We start from the raw sequence: 22,377 nt of genomic DNA on the forward strand, positions 1-22,377 counted from the left end.
GCCTCCCGCTCACCCCGGTGACCGCGTCGCGCACGCGTATCTGAACGGGCCCCGCAACCTTTCGAGGTGCGGGGCCCGTCCTCATGTCCGGAGGCCTTTCCGGGCGATCGCCCCGGAGAGATTTCGGATACGGGTGTCAGTGGGCCGCGCTAGCGTGCGGCTCACGGAATTCGCATAGGGGTGGGACGAATGAAGAGCATCATGGTGCGCCGCGTGACCCTCTCGATCGCACTGACGGCCGCGCTGGCGGGGGCGGCGGCCTGCAACTCCTCCGGTTCTTCAGGGAGTTCGGACAAGGGCGACAAGGCCGGCCGCAAGAGCGCCACGCACGTCAGCCCCATCGCGGCCCTGCGGTCCGCCGAGAAGTCCACAAACGGCGCGGACTCCGCCCGGGTCGAGTCCACGACGAGCATGGGCGCGCTGATGTCCATGAAGTCGAGCGGCGTCATGGGCTGGGGCAACGGCCTCATCGGCGACATGACGATCACGTACACCGGCGGCACGATGGCCGACACGATGCGCAAGATGGGCAGCGCCTCCATGGAGGCCCGCTATCTGTCCGACGCCTACTACGCGAAGATGGGCGACGCTTTCGCCCAGCAGGCGGGCGGCAAGCACTGGATCAGGTACGGGTACGACGACCTGGCGAAGTTCGGGGGCGGCTCCGGCGCGCTCGTGAAGGACCAGGCGCAGAACAACTCGCCGAACCAGTCGGTGAAGCTCCTGCTGGCGTCCGGCGACGTCAAGAAGGTCGGCGAGGAGACGGTCCGCGGCAAGAAGACCACGCATTACGCGGGCACGGTGAACATCGCGGACTTCGCGGCCAGGAGCTCCCGTCTCACCGCGGGTCAACTCGCGGACATGAAGAAGCAGTTCACCCAGGCGGGCATCACGACGGAGAGTGTCGACATCTGGGTCGACGGCAAGGACCTGGCCGTCAAGGCGGTCTCCAAGGCCGCGATGACGGGCGGCACGATGTCCTCCACGACGTACTACAGCGACTACGGAGTGAAGGTCTCCGCCGCGGCGCCCCCGGCCGGTGACACCGAGGACTTCAAGGACCTCCTGAAGAAGCAGGGCATGACGCCCGGCAGCGGCGACACGTCGACCGGGTCCGGCACGAGCTCCGGCTGAGTCCCGCCGCCCGGCCCTCGCCCCGCCGCCAGCCTCTCCAGGGCCGCGGGAAACTCGGATGATCACGTGAGCTCCGTTGAGTACGCTCGCTTCGAATCTGTGAATCGCTCATCTGTTCCCTGGGGGGAAGCATGAGGCTTTCTGTGAACGACTCGGCGGGGCGCCGCACGATCGGTGCGGCACTCGCGGCGCTGGTGCTCGGCGGGGGTGCCGTGGGCTGCACGAAGGGCGCCGCGGAGGAGTCGCCCGCGCTCACGCCCGCCGCGGCCGTGGCGAAGGCGGCGAAGAAGACCGAGGACATCACCTCTCTGCACTACCGGATGACCGGCCAGGTGCCTCCGGAGGGCAAGGTCAGCGGCGAGGCGGCGATGCGCATGAAGCCGCTGGCCATGAGCATGAAGATGACCGCCGAGGAACGGGCCGCCGACGGCCCGGTCGAGATCCGGCTCGTGGGCAAGGCGATGTACGTCGGTGGGGGCGCCCAGGCCGCCAAGGACATGGGCGGCAAGCACTGGATCAAGTTCGACATGTCCGCGCTCGGCGCGGACAAGGAGCTGAGCGCCGACCAGCTGGGCGGCGGAGCGGCCGACAAGAACCCGGCGGCCGAGTCCAGCTTCCTCACCGGTTCGAAGGACGTGAAGAAGGTCGGGACCGAGACCGTCGACGGTGTGCGGACCACGCATTACAAGGGGAAGGTCACCCTCGACGAGTTCCGCAAGTCGCTCAAGAGCGAGGACAAGGCCACCCGTGAGAAGCGGGAGAAGAGCCTCGACCAGTACACGAAGCTGGGCGTCGACGCTCTCACGATGGACATGTGGATCGACGGCGACGACCACACCAAGCAGTTCCGTATGCGGGGCACCGCCGACAAGGGACCGCTCGACATGACCATCACCTTCCTCGACTTCAACGAGCCGGTGACGGTGACGGCCCCGCCCGCCAAGGACACCGTCGACCTCGCCGAGATGATGAAGGGCGCCCAGCAGGGCTGACCCGGGCTGACCCCTCCGGGCGGATTTGCTTGGCGACGTCCCCTTCACGTACTCTCCTCGAGAAGCCAAAGACCGCTGGTCGTTGCCTCGCACTCGCAAGAGGGTGTGGTGACCGAAGGATCCGCTGAAACTGCGGACGACCCGCGTAGGTGTTCGTGGAAGTGTTCCCGGAGTTCGCACGCGCAGCGTGCGGAGGAATCCGGTCGAGCTACGCCCCGTGCGCCTGCGCCGGGGCGTTTCGTTTTGTCAGTCCCTTCTGAGCGGTCCTCATCACCCGGAAGGAGGCCGACGCTCTATGGCAAGGCCCGACAAGGCTGCCGCGGTAGCCGAGCTCGCGGACCAGTTCCGCAGCTCGAACGCCGCCGTGCTGACCGAGTACCGGGGTCTCACCGTGGCGCAGCTCAAGACGCTGCGCCGTTCGCTCGGTGAAGACGCCCAGTACGCCGTGGTGAAGAACACGCTGACCAAGATTGCGGCCAACGAGGCCGGGATCTCTACGCTCGACGACCTGTTCAACGGTCCGACGGCGGTCGCGTTCATCACCGGTGACCCGGTGGTGTCCGCGAAGGGTCTTCGTGACTTCGCCAAGGACAACCCGAACCTCGTCATCAAGGGCGGTGTCCTTGACGGCAAGGCGCTGTCCGCCGACGAGATCAAGAAGCTTGCGGACCTCGAGTCCCGCGAGGTTCTGCTCGCCAAGCTGGCGGGTGCCTTCAAGGGCAAGCAGACGCAGACTGCTCGTCTCTTCCAGGCGCTCCCCTCGAAGTTCGTCCGCACCGCGGAGGCGCTTCGTGTCAAGCAGGCCGAGCAGGGCGGTGCCGAGTAATTCGGCTCGCGCATTGACCGCCGCCTGAGGCGACGGTCGTAGCGGGCCGAACGTACGCCCGCCTCACCAGTACATCCCGGCACCTGCCGAATTAGTGGAAGGACGCCATCATGGCGAAGCTGTCCCAGGAAGAGCTGCTCGCGCAGTTCGAGAACCTCACCCTCATCGAGCTCTCCGAGTTCGTGAAGGCCTTCGAGGAGAAGTTCGACGTCACCGCCGCCGCCGCGGTCGCCGCTGCCCCGGTCGGCCCCGTCGCCGTTGAGGCCGTCGAGGAGCAGGACGAGTTCGACGTCATCCTCACGGGTGCCGGCGAGAAGAAGATCCAGGTCATCAAGGTCGTGCGTGAGCTCACCTCGCTGGGCCTGAAGGAGGCCAAGGACCTCGTCGACGGCGCTCCGAAGCCCGTCCTCGAGAAGGTCGCCAAGGAGGCCGCCGAGAAGGCTGCCGAGTCCCTCAAGGCCGCCGGCGCCTCCGTCGAGGTCAAGTAACTCGACGAGTCCCCCGAGGACTCCTGTGAAGCTGTGACAGCCGCTCAAGAAGCGCTGTAACGCTGACGCACCGAAGAGCGATCACCCAACTGGGTGGTCGCTCTTCGGCGTTCCAGGGGGTCCCCGAAGCGGCAGCCTTGCGCTGCAGGCGGCGACGAGTATGGTGATCTTCGTTGTGCCTCCAACCACCCTGTGACAGGCAGAGGGACGGGTTGCAAGACGGGCCGCACGTGACGATCGCGGCACTTGCTCGGGCATGGGGGGCCTTGACGAACCGCACGCAGCGCGCAATTCTCAGGACGCGTCGTCACAACGATCCGTATCCGAGGCATGGATCGCCGACGAAGAGGGCAGTATCGATGTGCATTGAGGGCGTGGCTTGCCGCAGGTGTTGACAACAATGAGGGTCTCCCGAAACCGGGACTGGACATCAGTGGGCCTAGTGGCTACACTGACCCTTTGCGCTGCCTGTTAGCTGCCTCCTGCCCGTCACCAGGGGCATACCCGTGTTTGAGCATCGACGGTTGGACTATCTCTGACCTGGCCTTTACCCGGCCGGATCGGGAACGGCCCGACGCTTTGTCCGACATGGGACCGGTACGCGCGTAGTGAGTCCGAGCCCTCGGAAGGACCCCCTCTTGGCCGCCTCGCGCACTGCCTCGACCGCGAATACGAACAACGGCGCCAGCACCGCCCCGCTGCGCATCTCCTTTGCAAAGATCAAGGAGCCCCTCGAGGTTCCGAACCTTCTTGCGCTGCAAACCGAGAGCTTCGACTGGCTGCTCGGCAACGACGCGTGGAAGGCTCGTGTCGAGGCGGCTCTGGACAGCGGACAGGACGTCCCCACCAAGTCCGGTCTGGAGGAGATCTTCGAGGAGATCTCCCCGATCGAGGACTTCAGCGGGTCGATGTCCCTGACGTTCCGCGATCACCGCTTCGAGCCCCCGAAGAACTCCATCGACGAGTGCAAGGACCGCGACTTCACGTACGCGGCCCCGCTCTTCGTCACCGCCGAGTTCACCAACAACGAGACCGGCGAGATCAAGTCCCAGACGGTCTTCATGGGCGACTTCCCGCTCATGACCAACAAGGGCACCTTCGTCATCAACGGCACCGAGCGTGTCGTCGTGTCGCAGCTGGTCCGCTCGCCGGGTGTCTACTTCGACTCCTCCATCGACAAGACGTCCGACAAGGACATCTTCTCCGCCAAGGTCATCCCGTCCCGGGGTGCCTGGCTGGAGATGGAGATCGACAAGCGCGACATGGTCGGTGTCCGCATCGACCGCAAGCGCAAGCAGTCGGTCACCGTTCTCCTGAAGGCTCTCGGCTGGACCACCGAGCAGATCCTCGAGGAGTTCGGCGAGTACGAGTCCATGCGCGCCACCCTGGAGAAGGACCACACCCAGGGCCAGGACGACGCGCTGCTGGACATCTACCGCAAGCTGCGTCCGGGCGAGCCGCCGACCCGTGAGGCCGCGCAGACGCTTCTGGAGAACCTCTACTTCAACCCGAAGCGCTACGACCTCGCCAAGGTCGGCCGGTACAAGGTCAACAAGAAGCTGGCCGGCACCGCCCCGCTGGACGCCGGGATCCTGACCGTCGAGGACATCATCTCGTCGATCAAGTACCTGGTGAAGCTGCACGCCGGTGAGACCGAGACCGTTGGTGACAGCGGCACCTCGATCGTCGTCGAGACCGACGACATCGACCACTTCGGCAACCGTCGTCTGCGCAACGTCGGCGAGCTCATCCAGAACCAGGTCCGCACGGGTCTGGCTCGTATGGAGCGCGTCGTCCGCGAGCGCATGACGACTCAGGACGTCGAGGCGATCACGCCGCAGACCCTGATCAACATCCGGCCGGTCGTCGCCTCCATCAAGGAGTTCTTCGGCACCAGCCAGCTGTCGCAGTTCATGGACCAGAACAACCCGCTGTCGGGTCTCACCCACAAGCGCCGTCTGTCGGCGCTCGGCCCGGGTGGTCTCTCGCGTGAGCGGGCCGGCTTCGAGGTCCGTGACGTGCACCCGTCGCACTACGGCCGCATGTGCCCGATCGAGACCCCCGAAGGCCCGAACATCGGCCTGATCGGCTCGCTCGCCTCCTACGGCCGGGTCAACGCGTTCGGTTTCGTCGAGACCCCGTACCGCAGGGTCACGGGCGGCTTCGTCACCGACGAGGTCGACTACCTGACGGCCGACGAAGAGGACCGATTCGTCATCGCGCAGGCCAACGCGCCGCTGACGGACGAGTTCCGCTTCGAGGAGTCCCGCGTCCTGGTCCGCCGTCGTGGCGGAGAGGTCGACTACGTCCCCGGTGACGACGTCGACTACATGGACGTGTCCCCGCGCCAGATGGTGTCGGTCGCGACCGCGATGATCCCGTTCCTGGAGCACGACGACGCCAACCGTGCCCTCATGGGCGCGAACATGATGCGTCAGGCCGTTCCGCTCATCAAGTCCGAGGCGCCGCTGGTCGGCACCGGCATGGAGTACCGCTGCGCGGTCGACGCCGGTGACGTCCTGAAGTCGGAGAAGGACGGTGTGGTCCAGGAGGTCTCCGCGGACTACATCACCACCGCCAACGACGACGGCACGTACACCACGTACCGCCTGCACAAGTTCTCCCGGTCGAACCAGGGCACCTCCGTCAACCAGAAGGTTGTCGTGGACGAGGGCGCCCGCGTGATCGAAGGCCAGGTCCTGGCCGACGGTCCCGCGACCGAGGACGGCGAGATGGCGCTCGGCAAGAACCTGCTCGTGGCGTTCATGCCGTGGGAGGGTCACAACTACGAGGACGCGATCATCCTGTCGCAGCGCCTCGTACAGGACGACGTCCTCTCCTCGATCCACATCGAGGAGCACGAGGTCGACGCCCGTGACACCAAGCTCGGCCCCGAGGAGATCACCCGGGACATCCCGAACGTCTCCGAGGAGGTCCTCGCCGACCTCGACGAGCGCGGCATCATCCGTATCGGTGCCGAGGTCGTCGCCGGCGACATCCTCGTCGGCAAGGTCACGCCCAAGGGCGAGACCGAGCTGACGCCGGAAGAGCGCCTGCTGCGCGCGATCTTCGGTGAGAAGGCCCGTGAGGTCCGTGACACCTCGCTGAAGGTCCCGCACGGCGAGATCGGCAAGGTCATCGGCGTCCGCGTCTTCGACCGTGAAGAGGGCGACGAGCTGCCGCCGGGCGTGAACCAGCTGGTTCGTGTCTACGTGGCGCAGAAGCGCAAGATCACGGACGGTGACAAGCTCGCCGGCCGTCACGGCAACAAGGGTGTCATCTCGAAGATCCTGCCGATCGAGGACATGCCGTTCCTGGAGGACGGCACCCCGGTCGACATCATCCTCAACCCGCTGGGTGTCCCGTCCCGAATGAACCCGGGACAGGTGCTGGAGATCCACCTCGGCTGGCTCGCCAGCCGCGGCTGGGACGTCTCCGGTCTCGCGGACGACTGGGCCCAGCGCCTGCAGGCCATCGGCGCCGACCAGGTCGCCCCGGGCACCAACGTCGCCACCCCCGTCTTCGACGGTGCGCGTGAGGACGAGCTCGCGGGTCTCTTCGAGCACACCCTGCCCAACCGCGACGGCGACCGTCTGGTCCTCCCGTCCGGCAAGGCGAGGCTGTTCGACGGCCGCTCCGGTGAGCCGTTCCCGGACCCGGTCTCGATCGGGTACATGTACATCCTCAAGCTCCACCACCTGGTCGACGACAAGCTGCACGCCCGCTCGACCGGTCCGTACTCGATGATCACCCAGCAGCCGCTGGGTGGTAAGGCTCAGTTCGGTGGCCAGCGCTTCGGTGAGATGGAGGTGTGGGCGCTGGAGGCGTACGGCGCCGCTTACGCCCTCCAGGAGCTGCTGACGATCAAGTCCGACGACGTGACCGGCCGCGTGAAGGTCTACGAGGCCATCGTCAAGGGCGAGAACATCCCCGAGCCCGGCATCCCCGAGTCCTTCAAGGTGCTCATCAAGGAGATGCAGTCCCTGTGCCTCAACGTGGAGGTGCTGTCCTCGGACGGCATGTCCATCGAGATGCGCGACACCGACGAGGACGTCTTCCGCGCAGCGGAGGAGCTCGGCATCGACCTGTCCCGGCGCGAGCCGAGCAGCGTCGAAGAGGTCTGACGGGAGTCCGGCCGGGCCTTGGCCACCTGTGGAAAAGGTGATCAAGGCCCGCCGGCCCCAGGACCCCCGTTTCAGACCCCTAAGACTTACAACCCTGAGAGGGATTGACGCATAGTGCTCGACGTCAACTTCTTCGATGAGCTCCGGATCGGTCTGGCCACCGCTGACGACATCCGTCAGTGGAGCCACGGCGAGGTCAAGAAGCCCGAGACCATCAACTACCGCACCCTCAAGCCCGAAAAGGACGGACTCTTCTGCGAGAAGATCTTCGGTCCGACCCGGGACTGGGAGTGCTACTGCGGCAAGTACAAGCGTGTCCGCTTCAAGGGCATCATCTGTGAGCGCTGTGGCGTCGAGGTCACGCGCGCCAAGGTGCGCCGTGAGCGGATGGGCCACATCGAGCTCGCCGCTCCCGTCACCCACATCTGGTACTTCAAGGGCGTTCCGTCGCGTCTTGGCTACCTGCTCGACCTCGCCCCGAAGGACCTCGAGAAGGTCATCTACTTCGCCGCGTACATGATCACGTACGTCGACGAGGAGCGCCGCACCCGCGACCTGCCCTCGCTGGAGGCCCACGTCTCCGTCGAGCGTCAGCAGGTCGAGAACCGCCGCGACGCCGACCTCGAGGCCCGCGCCAAGAAGCTCGAGACCGACCTGGCCGAGCTCGAGGCCGAGGGTGCCAAGGCCGACGTGCGCCGCAAGGTGCGCGAAGGCGCCGAGCGTGAGATGAAGCAGCTGCGCGACCGCGCGCAGCGCGAGATCGACCGTCTCGACGAGGTGTGGACCCGCTTCAAGAACCTCAAGGTCCAGGACCTGGAGGGCGACGAGCTCCTCTACCGTGAGCTGCGTGACCGCTTCGGCACGTACTTCGACGGTTCGATGGGTGCCGCGGCGCTGCAGAAGCGCCTGGAGTCCTTCGACCTCGACGAGGAGGCCGAGCGCCTCCGCGAGATCATCCGCACCGGCAAGGGCCAGAAGAAGACCCGCGCGCTCAAGCGCCTCAAGGTCGTCTCCGCGTTCCTGCAGACCAGCAACAGCCCCAAGGGCATGGTGCTCGACTGCGTGCCGGTCATCCCGCCGGACCTTCGCCCGATGGTGCAGCTGGACGGTGGCCGCTTCGCGACCTCCGACCTGAACGACCTGTACCGCCGTGTGATCAACCGGAACAACCGTCTGAAGCGACTCCTTGACCTCGGTGCCCCCGAGATCATCGTGAACAACGAGAAGCGCATGCTTCAGGAGGCCGTCGACGCGCTCTTCGACAACGGCCGTCGTGGTCGCCCGGTCACGGGCCCCGGCAACCGTCCGCTGAAGTCGCTGTCCGACATGCTCAAGGGCAAGCAGGGTCGATTCCGTCAGAACCTGCTCGGCAAGCGTGTGGACTACTCCGCGCGTTCCGTGATCGTCGTCGGTCCGCAGCTGAAGCTGCACCAGTGCGGTCTGCCGAAGGCCATGGCGCTGGAGCTCTTCAAGCCGTTCGTGATGAAGCGCCTGGTCGACCTGAACCACGCGCAGAACATCAAGAGCGCCAAGCGGATGGTCGAGCGCGGCCGCACGGTCGTCTACGACGTCCTGGAAGAGGTCATCGCCGAGCACCCGGTTCTGCTGAACCGTGCGCCGACGCTGCACCGCCTCGGCATCCAGGCCTTCGAGCCGCAGCTGGTCGAGGGCAAGGCCATCCAGATCCACCCGCTCGTCTGCACCGCGTTCAACGCGGACTTCGACGGTGACCAGATGGCCGTCCACCTGCCGCTCTCCGCGGAGGCGCAGGCCGAGGCCCGCATCCTGATGCTGTCCTCGAACAACATCCTCAAGCCGGCCGACGGCCGCCCGGTCACGATGCCGACCCAGGACATGGTCCTCGGTCTGTTCTTCCTGACCACCGACGGCGACCTGCGGAACGTGAAGGGCGAGGACCGCTCCTTCGCCTCCGTGGCCGAGGCGATCATGGCGTTCGACGCCGGCGAGCTCTCGCTGCAGTCGCGCGTGGACATCCGCTTCCCGGTGGGCACTATCCCGCCGCGCGGCTGGACCCCGCCGGCGCGGGAAGAGGGCGACCCGGAGTGGCAGCAGGGTGACACCTTCCGGCTGCGTACGACCCTGGGCCGCGCGCTCTTCAACGAGCTGCTGCCCGAGGACTACCCGTTCGTCGACTACGAGGTCGGCAAGAAGCAGCTCTCCGAGATCGTCAACGACCTCGCCGAGCGCTACCCCAAGGTCATCGTGGCGGCGACGCTCGACAACCTGAAGGCGGCCGGCTTCTTCTGGGCGACCCGTTCCGGCGTCACCGTGGCCATCTCCGACATCGTCGTTCCGGATGCGAAGCGCGCGATCGTCAAGGGCTACGAGGACCTGGACGAGAAGGTCCAGAAGCAGTACGAGCGCGGTCTGATCACCAAGGAAGAGCGCACGCAGGAGCTCATCGCGATCTGGACCAAGGCGACCAACGAGGTCGCCGAGGCGATGAACGCGAACTTCCCGAAGACCAACCCGGTCTCGATGATGGTGAACTCGGGCGCACGAGGCAACATGATGCAGATGCGTCAGATCGCCGGTATGCGTGGTCTGGTGTCGAACGCCAAGAACGAGACGATCCCGCGTCCCATCAAGGCGTCCTTCCGTGAAGGTCTGTCCGTGCTGGAGTACTTCATCTCCACCCACGGTGCCCGTAAGGGTCTGGCCGACACCGCTCTGCGTACCGCCGACTCGGGTTACCTCACCCGTCGTCTGGTCGACGTCTCGCAGGACGTCATCATCCGCGAGGAGGACTGCGGCACCGACCGTGGTCTGCGTCTGGCCATCGCCGAGCGCGGCGAGGACGGCGTGCTGCGCAAGACGGAGAACGTCGAGACCAGCGTGTACGCACGTGCGCTGGCCGAGGACATCACCGTCGACGGCAAGGTGCTGGCCCCGGCCAACACCGACCTCGGCGACGTCCTCATCGACGAGCTCGTCAAGCACGGCATCGAGGAGGTCAAGACCCGTTCGGTCCTGACCTGTGAGTCCGCCGTCGGCACCTGCGCCATGTGCTACGGCCGCTCGCTGGCCACCGGCAAGCTGGTCGACATCGGTGAGGCGGTCGGCATCATCGCCGCCCAGTCCATCGGTGAGCCCGGTACCCAGCTGACGATGCGTACCTTCCACACCGGTGGTGTGGCCGGTGACGACATCACCCAGGGTCTGCCCCGTGTCGTCGAGCTCTTCGAAGCCCGTACGCCCAAGGGTGTCGCCCCGATCTCCGAGGCCTCCGGCCGCGTGCGGATCGAGGAGACCGAGAAGACCAAGAAGCTCGTCGTCACCCCGGACGACGGCAGCGAGGAGACGGCGTTCCCGATCTCCAAGCGCGCCCGTCTCCTGGTGGCCGAGGGCGAGCACGTCGAGGTGGGCCAGAAGCTCACCGTGGGTGCCACCAACCCGCACGACGTGCTGCGCATCCTGGGTCAGCGTGCCGTCCAGGTCCACCTGGTCGGCGAGGTCCAGAAGGTCTACAACTCGCAGGGTGTGTCGATCCACGACAAGCACATCGAGATCATCATCCGGCAGATGCTGCGCCGTGTGACGATCATCGAGTCGGGCGACGCGGAGCTGCTGCCCGGCGAGCTGGTCGAGCGTTCGAAGTTCGAGACCGAGAACCGTCGTGTGGTCCAGGAAGGCGGCCACCCGGCCTCCGGCCGTCCGCAGCTGATGGGTATCACCAAGGCCTCGCTGGCGACCGAGTCGTGGCTGTCGGCGGCGTCCTTCCAGGAGACGACCAGGGTTCTGACGGACGCGGCGATCAACGCCAAGTCCGACTCCCTGATCGGCCTCAAGGAGAACGTCATCATCGGTAAGCTCATCCCGGCCGGTACGGGTCTGTCCCGCTACCGCAACATCCGGGTCGAGCCGACCGAGGAAGCCAAGGCCGCGATGTACTCGGCCGTCGGCTACGACGACATCGACTACTCGCCGTTCGGCACCGGCTCCGGCCAGGCCGTCCCGCTGGAGGACTACGACTACGGTCCGTACAACCAGTAGGCAGTAGGCAGTCAGTACGAAGGGCGGTCATCCCCGACGGGGTGACCGCCCTTCGGCGTTCCCGTTCGCGTTCCCGTTCCGGGTCGCGGTCCGCTCCGCTCCGGGCGTGGCCCTAGTGCGGGAGCTGGAGATACGGCTCCAGGGCGCGCAGCCGGGTGTAGTTGTCGGGGTGGGTGGAGAGCAGCCTGGCGAGGCCGCCGGGCTCCTGGAGCTTCCTGCCCTGGGTGACGGCAGCCGCCTTCGCGGCGTCCTCCTCGGCCTGGAAGTGGTGCAGGACCTCGGCCATCTCGGGTGCGAAGCCGAGGGCCGCGGCCTGCTGATCGGCGCGCAGTTCGCCGAGGCGGCCCGCGTAGGCGAGGAGGTAGGGCGCGACGACGAGGGGGATGGTGATGTACCAGGCGACGAGGAACCCGGTGAGCACGAACATCCCCATGAAGAGGATCAGCAGCCCGGTCGCGGCCGCCGAGAAGACCCCGGCGACGGCGAGCGCGATTCTGGCCATCCCGCGGGTGAACGCCCAGGCGAGCCGGCCGGGCAGCGAGTACCAGTAGCCGAGGAGCCCGGCCCAGGCGTGGCCGCCGGTGTGGTGGCCGAGTTCGTGGGCCAGTACGGCGGCGAGGTTGCTGCTGGGAATCCGGTTGAGGGAGTAGGTGGTGACGCCGACGACATGGCCGGCGACCGCGACCGCGTTCAGGTCGTCGCTGTTCTCCACCATCAACTCGTAGGTACCCGCCTCGATACCCGCCCGGGCCGCGACCTCGCGCCAGATCGGCTCCAGCCGGGCCCGCTCCTCGGCCAGCGGCGTCCGCAGCCTGAGCACGTGACGGGCGAAGCGCAGCTCGGTGGGCCGGTGGAAGACGAGCGCCCCGGAGGCCAGCCAGGCCACCACGACCAGCCAGCCCACGACCGTGCCGAACAGTCCGAGCGCGAGGGCCGACACCACGGCGAGGCTCACCAGGGCCCCCGGGATCTGTGTCGCGAGCTGCCCGATGGCGGTGGCGTCGGCACCCCGCTGATGGCTCGCCAGATGAACGCGTGAGCCCTGGTGGCGGTAGTCGAGATCGTCGGGCGCGACGGCGGGCCGCGGGACGAACGGTGCCGGTGGCGGCTGCTGACCCGCGTACCGCGCGTCAGTCCCCGGGTACTGCGGCGGAGGCGCCGCCGTCTGATGGTGGGCCGCCTGCTGATGTGCCGAGGGCGCGCCGGAGCCCGGGTACTGCGGTGCGGGACCGCCGGTCCCCGGGTACTGGGGCGGGTGCCCTGTCGTCCCCGGGTACTGCGGTCCGGGATCGCGGGGGTACCGAGGGGGCTGCCCTGTCGCCCCCGGGTACTGCGGTCCCGGTGCGCCCGTTCCGGGCCCCCCGGGGTACTGCGGTGGGGGAGCGGCGGACCACGGGTGCTGGGGTGGCGGATCGTTGGTTCCCGGGTATCGGGGCTCGGGGGACGCGGGGGCCGGGCCGGGGGGCTGGGACATGCGGGCTCCTTCGGTGTGGCTGGTGGCTGTGCGGGACGTCAGCCGATGAGCGGTGCGCTCGGCGGTGGGACGACAGGCGCCTGCGGTGTCGAGCCGGGTGAGGTCACGCGGGCTCGCCCTGCGCGGCGTCCGGCGACGGCGCGGCGGGCGGTACGACGGACCGGGCGTCGTCCGGGCCGCCCGGTACCGGGGGCACGGCGGGAGCCGGTCCGGGGGTGGCGTACGGCGACGGGGAGGGTGCGGGCGGTCCGTACGAGGGCGAGGCCGACGGTGCGGACGGCGGTCCGTACGAGGTGGGGCTGCCGTGCTGCCACGGAGTCGGGCCGGGCCCCGCGTCCGGGGCGCCGGTGTACGGCGGCTGAGCGCCCGCGTAGGGGGGCTGTCCGGCGTACGGCGCCGGAACGCCGGTGCGGAGCGGCTGTGCGTCGTACGACGGTTGCCCCGAGGAGGGCGGCGGACCTCCCGCGTACGGGGGCTGCCCGGCGTAGGGGGGCTGCCCGGCGTACGGAGGACGGCCACCCTCGTACGGAGGACGGTCGCCGTACGGTGCCTGTCCGGCGTCCGGCGTCCGGGGCGACGGGCCGGGGTGCGGAGGCTGGCCCGGATACGGCGGCTGGGGCGGCGTCTGCGGCGTTCCGGGCGCAGCCCCGGCAGGCAGTGCCCCCTGCCCCTCCCGCGGCCCCGGAGGCGCCTGCTGCTGGATCAGCTCGTCGACGGCCCGCAGGGTCGAGCGGGCCGACTCCGCCTTCTGGAAGTCCTCCAGGGTGTCCCCGGCGATGACCTGCAGCTGGCCTCTGATGAGGGCCAGCTGGTCCTTCTGGATGGACCCGATGACCATCTTCGTGTCCTCGGGGTGCTGGGAGAGGTGCAGGGCCCAGGCGGCGACGCCCCCGTGCTGGAGGTGGTACTGGTAGAAGTTGATCTTCTCGGTGATCAGCTGGTGGTCCTGCTGCTGGCGCAGGATCTCCAGCTCGTGCTGCTGCCGGGCCAGCCGGAGCCGGAACTCGTGCTCGGGATCGAGCATGTCCGACTCGTAGCGCAGGCTCCGCTGCCGGCGGCGGTGCGCGATCGCCTCGTCGTCCAGCCGCAGTCGTACGGCGCAGGTCACGGCGAGCCCGATGCCCGCCGCGAAACCGCCGCTCTCCACGGCCTGCTGGACCGCGCGCTCGGCGGCCGGGCTGTCCTCGATGGAGAAGGCGCGGCACACCGGGCGCGCGAGCTGGTGCAGTTCACGGGTGAGCCGGGTCGGCACGTCGCGCTCGCCGCTCGCCACGTACGCGATCGGGTCCGAGACCCGCCAGGTCAGGTCCGCGGTGGCGCCGAAGGAGAACGCGTCGTCGTCGCTCGGCACCTCCAGGGCGAGCTGCACGGGGTGGCTGCCCATGTCCACCTCGTACACGGATGTGTAGCGGCGGGTGGCCGCCTCCGAGCGGCTCGGCCGGTGCGGCGGCGTGTAGACGTCGTACGTGCCCTTCGCGGTGACGAAGACCAGCGCGTGGTCGATCGCGGTGACCGCGCGGCGGACCGTGTGGTCGAAGCGCGCGATCGGCCGCACGGTGAGCACCGGGTCGATGAGCGCGGTGTGCCGGTTGGCGTCCTGCTGCCACTCCGGCTGACGGCGGAACTCCGCCATGGTTCAACTCCTCGATGGATCTGGGGTGGAGGTGGAGGGGATCAGGAGGCCGAGCAGGCGGTCGGCCACCGGTGGGCGCGGGCCGCCGTCCGGGGCGCGCAGGTTGACCAGTTCGTGGCTCAGGCGCCTGAGGTCGTCCGCGGTGACGACCAGCGCGGGCAGCAGCAGCTCCAGGGCCTGTGCGACGTCCGCCCGGCGCTCGGCCAGCCGCACCCAGGTGTGCAGGGCGTCCAGGGCGCCGCGGGTGTGCCCGCGGTCACCGAGCGCGGTCCGCCAGAGGGTGGCCAGGTCGCGGGCCGAGTCCACCTCGTACATGCCGGTGTCGGCGTACCACTCGACGAGCGCGCCCTCCTCGGCGTTGTCGCAGGCGCGCACGAACGCGGCCAGCGCGAGCGCCCGGACCGAGGCCGTGTCGTGGTGGAGCAGGCGCACCAGCTCGGAGAGCATCTCGCCACGCCGGGCGCCGACCGAGAGCAGCAGGGCGGTGGAGTCGATCAGGTTGTTCGACTCGGTCCTGCCGCTGCCTCCGGCGCGGGCGCGGGCGGCGAGCGCGCTCAGTGCCGGGCCCGCGAGGTCCGGGCGCAGCGGGGTGAGCAGGCCGAAGGCGCGGATCGCGGTCCAGCGGCGGGCCCAGTGGGTGTCCGTGCACCACTGGGTGAGCAGGCGCAGTACGACGGGCGCGTCGAGGAGCTGGGCGAGTGTGAGGGTGTTCGCGGCGGTGACCCGGGGACCGAAGGCCTTCGACACCGCCCAGCCGTCGATCAGCAGCGCCACCGCCGAGGGCAGGTCGGCGCGGGCCAGCAGCGCGGCGGCCGCGGCGGCCCGGGTACGGACGACCGGGCGGCTGTCGCGGGCCAGCTCCTTCAGCCAGGAGACCAGCGCGGGCCGCGCCGACGGATGGCCCGTCCACACCTCCCCGAGCAGCAGACGCGGGGTGTTCTCCTTCTTGAAGTAGGCCGTGAACTGCGGCACCGAGCCCCACTCGGTGGCCTCGTCCCGTACCTCGCCCCCGGCCCGCGCCCGCTCCAGCCGGGTTTCGGCGGCGAGGCCGAACAGCGGGATCTCCGGCGGCTGTTCGGGATGCTGGAGCCGCTGGAAGTGCACGTACAGCTTGTCGGCGAGTTCGGCGGCGAGTACGTACGGCGCCTGGTCGAAGACGGCGAGAGAGATGAGGAAGGCCTTGTCGCGCAGGGTGGCCTCGGGGTCGCTGAGCCACTCCCGGCACTGCTGCTCGACGGCCGCGTGCCCGAAGTCGGCGAGGCGGGCCGCCGCCTCCTCGCCGCCGTCGTAGCGGGCGACCTCCAGGGCGAACCGGGCGACCTCGGCGGGGCGGTGGGCGCCGCGCGCGAGGAAGTCGCGGACGGGGGCCAGGGCGAGCAGACCGGCGTTGTCTCCCGGATCCTTCCGCAGATCGGCCAGGTGGGCGCGCAGCACCTCGGCCGCCTCCGGCGGTTCCCAGCGGGAGGGGGTGACCCCCAGCAGGAACGGAGAGTTCTCCAGGGTCACCACCAGATACCCGTCGGCCCTCGTGAGCCGGTCGCGGGCCGCGTACAGATGGGTCTCCCGCAGCGGACGGTTGCGGCTCAGCGGCAGATCGCGCAGGACGTGCCCGCCGGGCGCGGTGAGCCGGGCGCCCAGGTTCGCCGGGCCGGTCTCGGCGGACAGCGCGTGTACGGCGGGCACGCCCAGGTGGTGCAGGAGCATCAGCGCGGCGGCGTAGCGGCCGGTGGAGTGGGCGCCGGTGAGGACGAGGACGCGCTCGTCGCGCAGCCGGGCCAGGGCGGCGGCGAAGGAGGGGCCCTCGACGAAGACTCCGGCGAGCGCGTCGAGCCGCTGCCGGGGGATCTCCCCGGAGACGTACGCCGCTGAGGCGGACGCCGTGCCGTGGTGGTGGATCTCCGTCTTGCCGCCCATGAACACGTCACGGGCCGAGCCGCCCGCCGACACTCCGTGCTGGGCCCCGCCGACCAGGCTGCCGCCGAAGGACGCGGCCTCGCTGAAGATGAATCCCGGGGTGTGCGCGACGAGTTCGCGCTGCGCGGCCCTGGCCTCCTGGGTGCGCTCCTCGGGCTCGCCGGAGTCGGCGCCCGCCTCGGAGGCCGGGTGCGGTTCTCCCGGCCACTGCCGCTCCGGCGGTGGTATGTCGTCCAGGGCGCCCCGTGTCGTGGGCGGAGGCACCGTCATGCCGGGTCACCCCCGCTCCTGCCCAGGTGGACGTCCCCGGTGACCTGCCCGCCGGACACCCCGTGCTGGTCCCCCGCGACGAGGCTGCCGCCGAAACTGGGGGAGCCGCCGCCGAAGTTGAAGACGACGTTCCCGGCGGCCGCGGCGGGCTGCTCGGGCTCGACCCGGGACTCGGACCGGGATTCGGGCCGGGACTCGGGCCGGTCCGAGCCCGGGGTCTCTGCCGCTGCCGCCGCTGCCGCCGTTCCTGGCTCGCCCCCTGTCCCCGTCCGCAGGCCTGTCCCGGACCCCGCTCCTGCCTCCGGGTCCGGGGCCCCCGCCACCGCCGACGCCGGGCGCTCCCCCGAGCCGCCCGGCGCCGGGGTTCCCCGTCTTTCGTGGTGGCTTTCGTCGTGGGCTTCCCGGTGATCGCCCGCCCTGTACGGAACCGGGCCGTGCAGCCAGGCCCGCAGGGGTCCGTTCTTGCTGTCCACCGTCACCGGGTGGAAGCCGTCCGCCGGGATGCCCGGGTGGCCGTGCCGCACGATCCCCGCGTGCACGCTCTCCGAGACGCACAGGGCGAAGTCGTCCGGCCGCTCCCGCAGGGCCGCGCGCAGCAGCTGGGCGTCGAGGAGCCGGCAGGCGTGGTTGAGGTCGGAGCCGACCCAGCCGTCGTACGCGTCGACGGCGACGTATCCGGTGGCGACGACGGCGCGCAGCCGGATCTGGGCGGAGCTGGACGCGGTCCGGTTGACGGTGCGGAGCTGGGCGGGGACCTCGGTGAGCAGGGAGCGCAGCAGGCCCGTGACCGGGGCGTTGGCGTCGATCAGCTCCATCACCGAGTCACCGCGGTCGGCGCGCAGGCGCAGCCGTTCATCGATGCCGGCGCTCTCCAGCGCGCGGTCCGTGATGTCGTACAGCATCCGGCGCAGATAGGCCTGCTCGACGTCGTCCCGGTCGCTGTACGTCTCGATGTCCAGCAGGAGGATCGTCCGGCTCACGGGGTCGGTCATGGTCGCCTTTCGGTGGGGGCCTCGCCTGGCAAGCAGGTTGGCGTCACCGGTGGGGCGGGTGTGAGGGCGGATGTCCCACTCGAAGTGTGACCGTATGCACAGAAGCGGTCATCGGTCACGGGCGCACCAGGTGCCGGAGGTCCCCCGGGCTCGGGTGTTCCGGGTGCCGGAGGTCCATCCGGCTCGGGCGTCCCAGGCGCCGGAGGTCCACCGGGCCGGGGGCCCAGGTGCCAGAGGTCCCCCGGGCTCGGGCGTCCCGGGTGTCAGAGTTCCATCGGGCACGGCTGTCCCAGGTGCCAGAGGGTCAGCCCCGGGCGATCCGCCGCAGCACGTCCATACGCAGGATCACCATCGTCCGCCGGCCCGTCAGCACCACGCCCCGCTCGCGGAGTTCCTTCAGGAGGCGCTGGACCATCTCCCGCGACGCTCCCACGGAGCCCGCCAGCTCCTGCTTGCTCAGCGGGACGGAGAGCTCGATGCCCTCCTCCGTGCGGCGGCCGTTCGTACGGGCCAGGTCGAGGAGGAGCGCGGCGAAGCGCTCGCGGACGCTCATGGAGGCGAACTCCAGACGCCGGCGGTCGGCGGCGCGGGTGCGGTCCGAGGTGAGGCCGAGGAGGGCGAAGGAGACCGCGGGGGAGCGGGCCAGGAAGTCCTTGAAGTGTTCGCGCACGAGCGCGACCGTGCGGACCGGCTCCAGGGCCGTCACCGTCGCGGAGCGCGGCCGGCCGGTGAGCGCGGCGGACTCGCCGACGATGTCGCCGGGGCCGCGCAGCGCGAGCAGGGCTTCGTAGCCGTTGGCGGCGGACGCCGTGACCTTCGTCCAGCCGTGCGTCACGATCAGCACGTGCGAGGAGGGCTCGCTCTGGTGCAGGAGCACCATCCGGGGCGTGAAGGACAGCTCGCGCCCGAGCGAAAGCAGCGCGGAGCGGTCCTCGCTCTCCAGGCGCGCCAGGAACGGCACCCGGTCGTCCAGGCTCTCGTCCCCGGGTAAAGGCGCAGCCGCCATGAGTCCGTCCCCCATCCCCCGGTCGGCCTCGCGGCCGACGCACAGTGACCAACGCGCAGCAACCGGTCAACGTACTCACCCAGTGTGTGCGGTGCGCTCGGAATCGGGAGCTTCACCGCTGAACCGGTGACAAGCTGCGCCAGGCGTGAACAGCCCCGAGAATGGATCGGGAGAAGTCCGGCGTGTCGGGCACCACGGCATTTGTTTTGACCGAAGTCCGTGAGGTAGGTACGCTCTTACCTTGTGCCTGGGGTGTGCCCTGGCTCTCGTGCGTGCCTTCAGACCGCAAGGGGAGCCGTAAGCGGCCACCGCAATCTGCGCCCTTTTCGCCTCGCGGCGAGGGTTCGCAGTATTCGACACACCCGACCGCGTGGGTCGGTGGCGTTCCAGGTTAGCTCCACCATTCGGCACACAGAAACCGGAGAAGTAGTGCCTACGATCCAGCAGCTGGTCCGGAAGGGCCGGCAGGACAAGGTCGAGAAGAACAAGACGCCCGCACTCGAGGGTTCGCCCCAGCGTCGCGGCGTCTGCACGCGTGTGTTCACGACCACCCCGAAGAAGCCGAACTCGGCCCTGCGTAAGGTCGCGCGTGTGCGTCTGACCAGCGGGATCGAGGTCACGGCTTACATTCCGGGTGAGGGACACAACCTGCAGGAGCACTCCATCGTGCTCGTGCGCGGCGGCCGTGTGAAGGACCTGCCGGGTGTTCGTTACAAGATCATCCGAGGTTCCCTGGACACCCAGGGTGTCAAGAACCGCAAGCAGGCCCGCAGCCGCTACGGCGCCAAGAAGGAGAAGTAGAAAATGCCTCGTAAGGGCCCCGCCCCGAAGCGCCCGGTCATCATCGACCCGGTCTACGGTTCCCCTCTGGTGACCTCCCTCATCAACAAGGTGCTGCTCAACGGCAAGCGCTCCACCGCCGAGCGCATCGTCTACGGCGCCATGGAGGGTCTGCGTGAGAAGACGGGCAACGACCCGGTCATCACGCTGAAGCGCGCGCTGGAGAACATCAAGCCCACGCTCGAAGTCAAGTCCCGCCGTGTCGGTGGTGCGACGTACCAGGTTCCGATCGAGGTCAAGCCCGGTCGCGCCAACACGCTCGCGCTGCGCTGGCTCGTCGGTTACTCGCGCGCCCGTCGCGAGAAGACCATGACCGAGCGTCTGCTCAACGAGCTTCTCGACGCCTCCAACGGCCTTGGTGCCGCTGTGAAGAAGCGTGAGGACACCCACAAGATGGCCGAGTCCAACAAGGCCTTCGCGCACTACCGCTGGTAGTCGCTACCCACATCGAGACCGAGAGAAGACTGAAGCCTTATGGCTACCACTTCACTTGACCTGGCCAGGGTCCGCAACATCGGGATCATGGCTCACATCGACGCGGGCAAGACGACCACCACCGAGCGGATCCTCTTCTACACCGGCGTCAGCTACAAGATCGGTGAAGTCCACGACGGCGCCGCCACCATGGACTGGATGGAGCAGGAGCAGGAGCGTGGCATCACGATCACCTCTGCTGCCACCACCTGTCACTGGCCGCTTGAGGACAACGACTACACGATCAACATCATCGACACCCCGGGGCACGTCGACTTCACGGTCGAGGTGGAGCGTTCGCTCCGCGTCCTCGACGGTGCGGTCACGGTGTTCGACGGTGTCGCGGGTGTCGAGCCGCAGTCCGAGACGGTGTGGCGTCAGGCCGACCGTTACGGCGTGCCGCGCATCTGCTTCGTGAACAAGCTCGACCGGACCGGCGCGGAGTTCCACCGCTGCGTCGACATGATCAAGGACCGCCTCGGTGCGGTGCCGCTGATCATGCAGCTTCCGATCGGTGCCGAGATGGACTTCAAGGGCGTTGTGGACCTGGTCCGCATGAAGGCGCTCGTGTGGTCCGCCGAGGCGGCGAAGGGCGAGATGTACGACGTCGTCGACATCCCGGCCACGCACACCGAGGCTGCCGAGGAGTACCGCGGCAAGCTGGTCGAGGGCGTCGCGGAGCACGACGACGAGATCATGGAGCTGTTCCTGGAGGGCCAGGAGCCCACCGAGGAGCAGCTGTACGCCGCGATCCGTCGTGTCACCATCGCGTCCGGCAAGTCCACCGACGTCACGGTCACCCCGGTGTTCTGTGGCACCGCGTTCAAGAACAAGGGCGTCCAGCCCCTGCTCGACGCGGTCGTGCGCTACCTTCCGACCCCGCTTGACGTCGAGGCCATCGAGGGCCACGACGTGAAGGACCCTGAGGTCGTCGTCAAGCGCAAGCCGTCCGTCGACGAGCCGCTGTCCGCGCTCGCGTTCAAGATCATGAGCGACCCGCACCTGGGCAAGCTCACCTTCGTCCGGGTCTACTCGGGCCGCCTGGAGACTGGCACCGCGGTGCTGAACTCCGTCAAGGGCAAGAAGGAGCGCATCGGCAAGATCTACCGCATGCACGCGAACAAGCGTGAGGAGATCGAAGCGGTGGGCGCCGGCGACATCGTCGCCGTCATGGGCCTGAAGCAGACCACCACCGGTGAGACGCTGTGCGACGACAAGAACCCGGTCATCCTGGAGTCCATGGACTTCCCGGCGCCGGTCATTCAGGTCGCCATCGAGCCCAAGTCCAAGGGTGACCAGGAGAAGCTGGGTGTCGCCATCCAGCGTCTCGCGGAGGAGGACCCCTCCTTCCACGTCCACTCGGACGAGGAGACGGGCCAGACCATCCTCGGCGGTATGGGCGAGCTGCACCTCGAGGTGCTGGTCGACCGTATGAAGCGCGAGTTCCGGGTCGAGGCCAACGTCGGCAAGCCGCAGGTCGCGTACCGCGAGACGATCCGCAAGGGCGTCGAGCGTCACGACTACACGCACAAGAAGCAGACCGGTGGTACCGGTCAGTTCGCCAAGGTGCAGATCGCGATCGAGCCCATCACCGAGACCGATGGTCCGGCGTACGAGTTCGTGAACAAGGTCACCGGTGGGCGTATCCCGCGTGAGTACATCCCGTCGGTGGACGCCGGTGCGCAGGAAGCCATGCAGTTCGGCATCCTGGCCGGCTACGAGATGACTGGCGTCCGCGTCATTCTTCTCGACGGTGGCTACCACGAGGTCGACTCCTCGGAGCTCGCGTTCAAGATCGCCGGTTCGCAGGCCTTCAAGGAGGCCGCGCGCAAGGCTTCTCCCGTGCTTCTTGAGCCGATGATGGCCGTCGAGGTCACCACGCCCGAGGACTACATGGGTGAGGTCATCGGCGACATCAACTCCCGCCGTGGTCAGATTCAGGCCATGGAGGAGCGTATGGGCGCCCGGATCGTCAAGGGTCTGGTGCCGCTCTCGGAGATGTTCGGCTACGTCGGAGACCTCCGTAGCAAGACCTCGGGTCGCGCAAGCTACTCGATGCAGTTCGACTCCTACGCCGAGGTTCCCAGGAACGTCGCCGAGGAGATCATCGCGAAGGCCAAGGGCGAGTAACACACCCCGTTTACACGCTTTAGGCTTGACACCGACCGCCGGGGCTCACCCGGAAGGGAAAACCCC

Annotated in this window: 14 protein-coding genes; 9 read left to right on the forward strand and 5 right to left on the reverse strand. The window is 68.6% G+C overall.

Going from position 1 to position 22,377, the window contains the following annotated elements:
- Nucleotides 1–189: 189 nt before the first annotated feature.
- The 6 genes from ACFYW8_RS19235 (at nucleotide 190) to ACFYW8_RS19260 (ending at nucleotide 11,578) form a co-directional block, all read left to right on the forward strand.
- Nucleotides 190–1,134 (forward strand): hypothetical protein, encoded by a 945-nt coding sequence (locus ACFYW8_RS19235; RefSeq protein ID WP_389076380.1) that lies wholly within the window; start codon nucleotides 190–192, stop codon nucleotides 1,132–1,134.
- Between the two features lie 131 nt (nucleotides 1,135–1,265).
- A complete protein-coding gene (locus ACFYW8_RS19240; RefSeq protein ID WP_389076384.1) occupies nucleotides 1,266–2,126 on the forward strand; it encodes a DUF1396 domain-containing protein in 861 nt (286 codons plus the stop codon).
- Nucleotides 2,127–2,421: 295 nt separating this feature from the next.
- Entirely contained in the window at nucleotides 2,422–2,952 is a 531-nt protein-coding gene (rplJ, locus tag ACFYW8_RS19245) for a 50S ribosomal protein L10 (RefSeq protein ID WP_153289132.1), read from the forward strand.
- A 110-nt stretch (nucleotides 2,953–3,062) separates the two neighbouring features.
- Entirely contained in the window at nucleotides 3,063–3,440 is a 378-nt protein-coding gene (rplL, locus tag ACFYW8_RS19250; protein WP_389076390.1) for a 50S ribosomal protein L7/L12, read from the forward strand.
- 638 nt (nucleotides 3,441–4,078) lie between these two features.
- Nucleotides 4,079–7,564 (forward strand): DNA-directed RNA polymerase subunit beta, encoded by a 3,486-nt coding sequence (rpoB, locus tag ACFYW8_RS19255; protein WP_365870886.1) that lies wholly within the window; start codon nucleotides 4,079–4,081, stop codon nucleotides 7,562–7,564.
- Between the two features lie 114 nt (nucleotides 7,565–7,678).
- Nucleotides 7,679–11,578 (forward strand): DNA-directed RNA polymerase subunit beta', encoded by a 3,900-nt coding sequence (locus tag ACFYW8_RS19260; RefSeq protein ID WP_389076398.1) that lies wholly within the window; start codon nucleotides 7,679–7,681, stop codon nucleotides 11,576–11,578.
- Between the two features lie 112 nt (nucleotides 11,579–11,690).
- Here ACFYW8_RS19260 and ACFYW8_RS19265 read toward each other — a convergent pair whose 3' ends face one another.
- The 5 genes from ACFYW8_RS19265 to ACFYW8_RS19285 form a co-directional block, all read right to left on the reverse strand.
- Entirely contained in the window at nucleotides 11,691–13,052 is a 1,362-nt protein-coding gene (locus tag ACFYW8_RS19265) for a M48 family metalloprotease (RefSeq protein ID WP_389076403.1), read from the reverse strand.
- 103 nt (nucleotides 13,053–13,155) lie between these two features.
- Entirely contained in the window at nucleotides 13,156–14,685 is a 1,530-nt protein-coding gene (locus tag ACFYW8_RS19270) for a PE-PGRS family protein (RefSeq protein WP_389076408.1), read from the reverse strand.
- 3 nt (nucleotides 14,686–14,688) lie between these two features.
- Nucleotides 14,689–16,869: a hypothetical protein gene (locus ACFYW8_RS19275; RefSeq protein ID WP_389076412.1), complete on the reverse strand. Its 2,181-nt coding sequence runs from the start codon at nucleotides 16,867–16,869 to the stop codon at nucleotides 14,689–14,691.
- A complete protein-coding gene (locus ACFYW8_RS19280) occupies nucleotides 16,866–17,861 on the reverse strand; it encodes a hypothetical protein (protein ID WP_389076416.1) in 996 nt (331 codons plus the stop codon). Before ACFYW8_RS19280 ends, ACFYW8_RS19275 begins: the two co-directional genes overlap by 4 nt.
- 304 nt (nucleotides 17,862–18,165) lie before the next feature.
- The gene (locus tag ACFYW8_RS19285; RefSeq protein WP_365870880.1) at nucleotides 18,166–18,867 is read right to left on the reverse strand and encodes a Crp/Fnr family transcriptional regulator; all 702 of its coding nucleotides are present in this window, start codon (nucleotides 18,865–18,867) and stop codon (nucleotides 18,166–18,168) included.
- Nucleotides 18,868–19,296: 429 nt separating this feature from the next.
- Between ACFYW8_RS19285 and rpsL the strand changes: the two genes are divergently transcribed.
- From rpsL to fusA, 3 genes are read left to right on the forward strand one after another with little or no spacing between them, the layout of a single operon-like run.
- Nucleotides 19,297–19,668 carry a 30S ribosomal protein S12 gene (rpsL, locus tag ACFYW8_RS19290; protein WP_003948652.1) on the forward strand — a complete coding sequence of 124 codons (372 nt, stop codon included), beginning with the start codon at nucleotides 19,297–19,299 and terminating at the stop codon, nucleotides 19,666–19,668.
- Between the two features lie 3 nt (nucleotides 19,669–19,671).
- Nucleotides 19,672–20,142, forward strand: a complete 471-nt coding sequence (rpsG, locus tag ACFYW8_RS19295) for a 30S ribosomal protein S7 (protein WP_003974303.1) — start codon at nucleotides 19,672–19,674, stop codon at nucleotides 20,140–20,142.
- A gap of 39 nt (nucleotides 20,143–20,181) precedes the next feature.
- Nucleotides 20,182–22,311 carry an elongation factor G gene (fusA, locus tag ACFYW8_RS19300; RefSeq protein WP_365870879.1) on the forward strand — a complete coding sequence of 710 codons (2,130 nt, stop codon included), beginning with the start codon at nucleotides 20,182–20,184 and terminating at the stop codon, nucleotides 22,309–22,311.
- The last annotated feature ends 66 nt before the right edge of the window (nucleotides 22,312–22,377 follow it).

The organism is Streptomyces sp. NPDC002742, from assembly GCF_042888885.1.
In the GTDB taxonomy this organism is placed as follows: Bacteria; Actinomycetota; Actinomycetes; order Streptomycetales; family Streptomycetaceae; genus Streptomyces.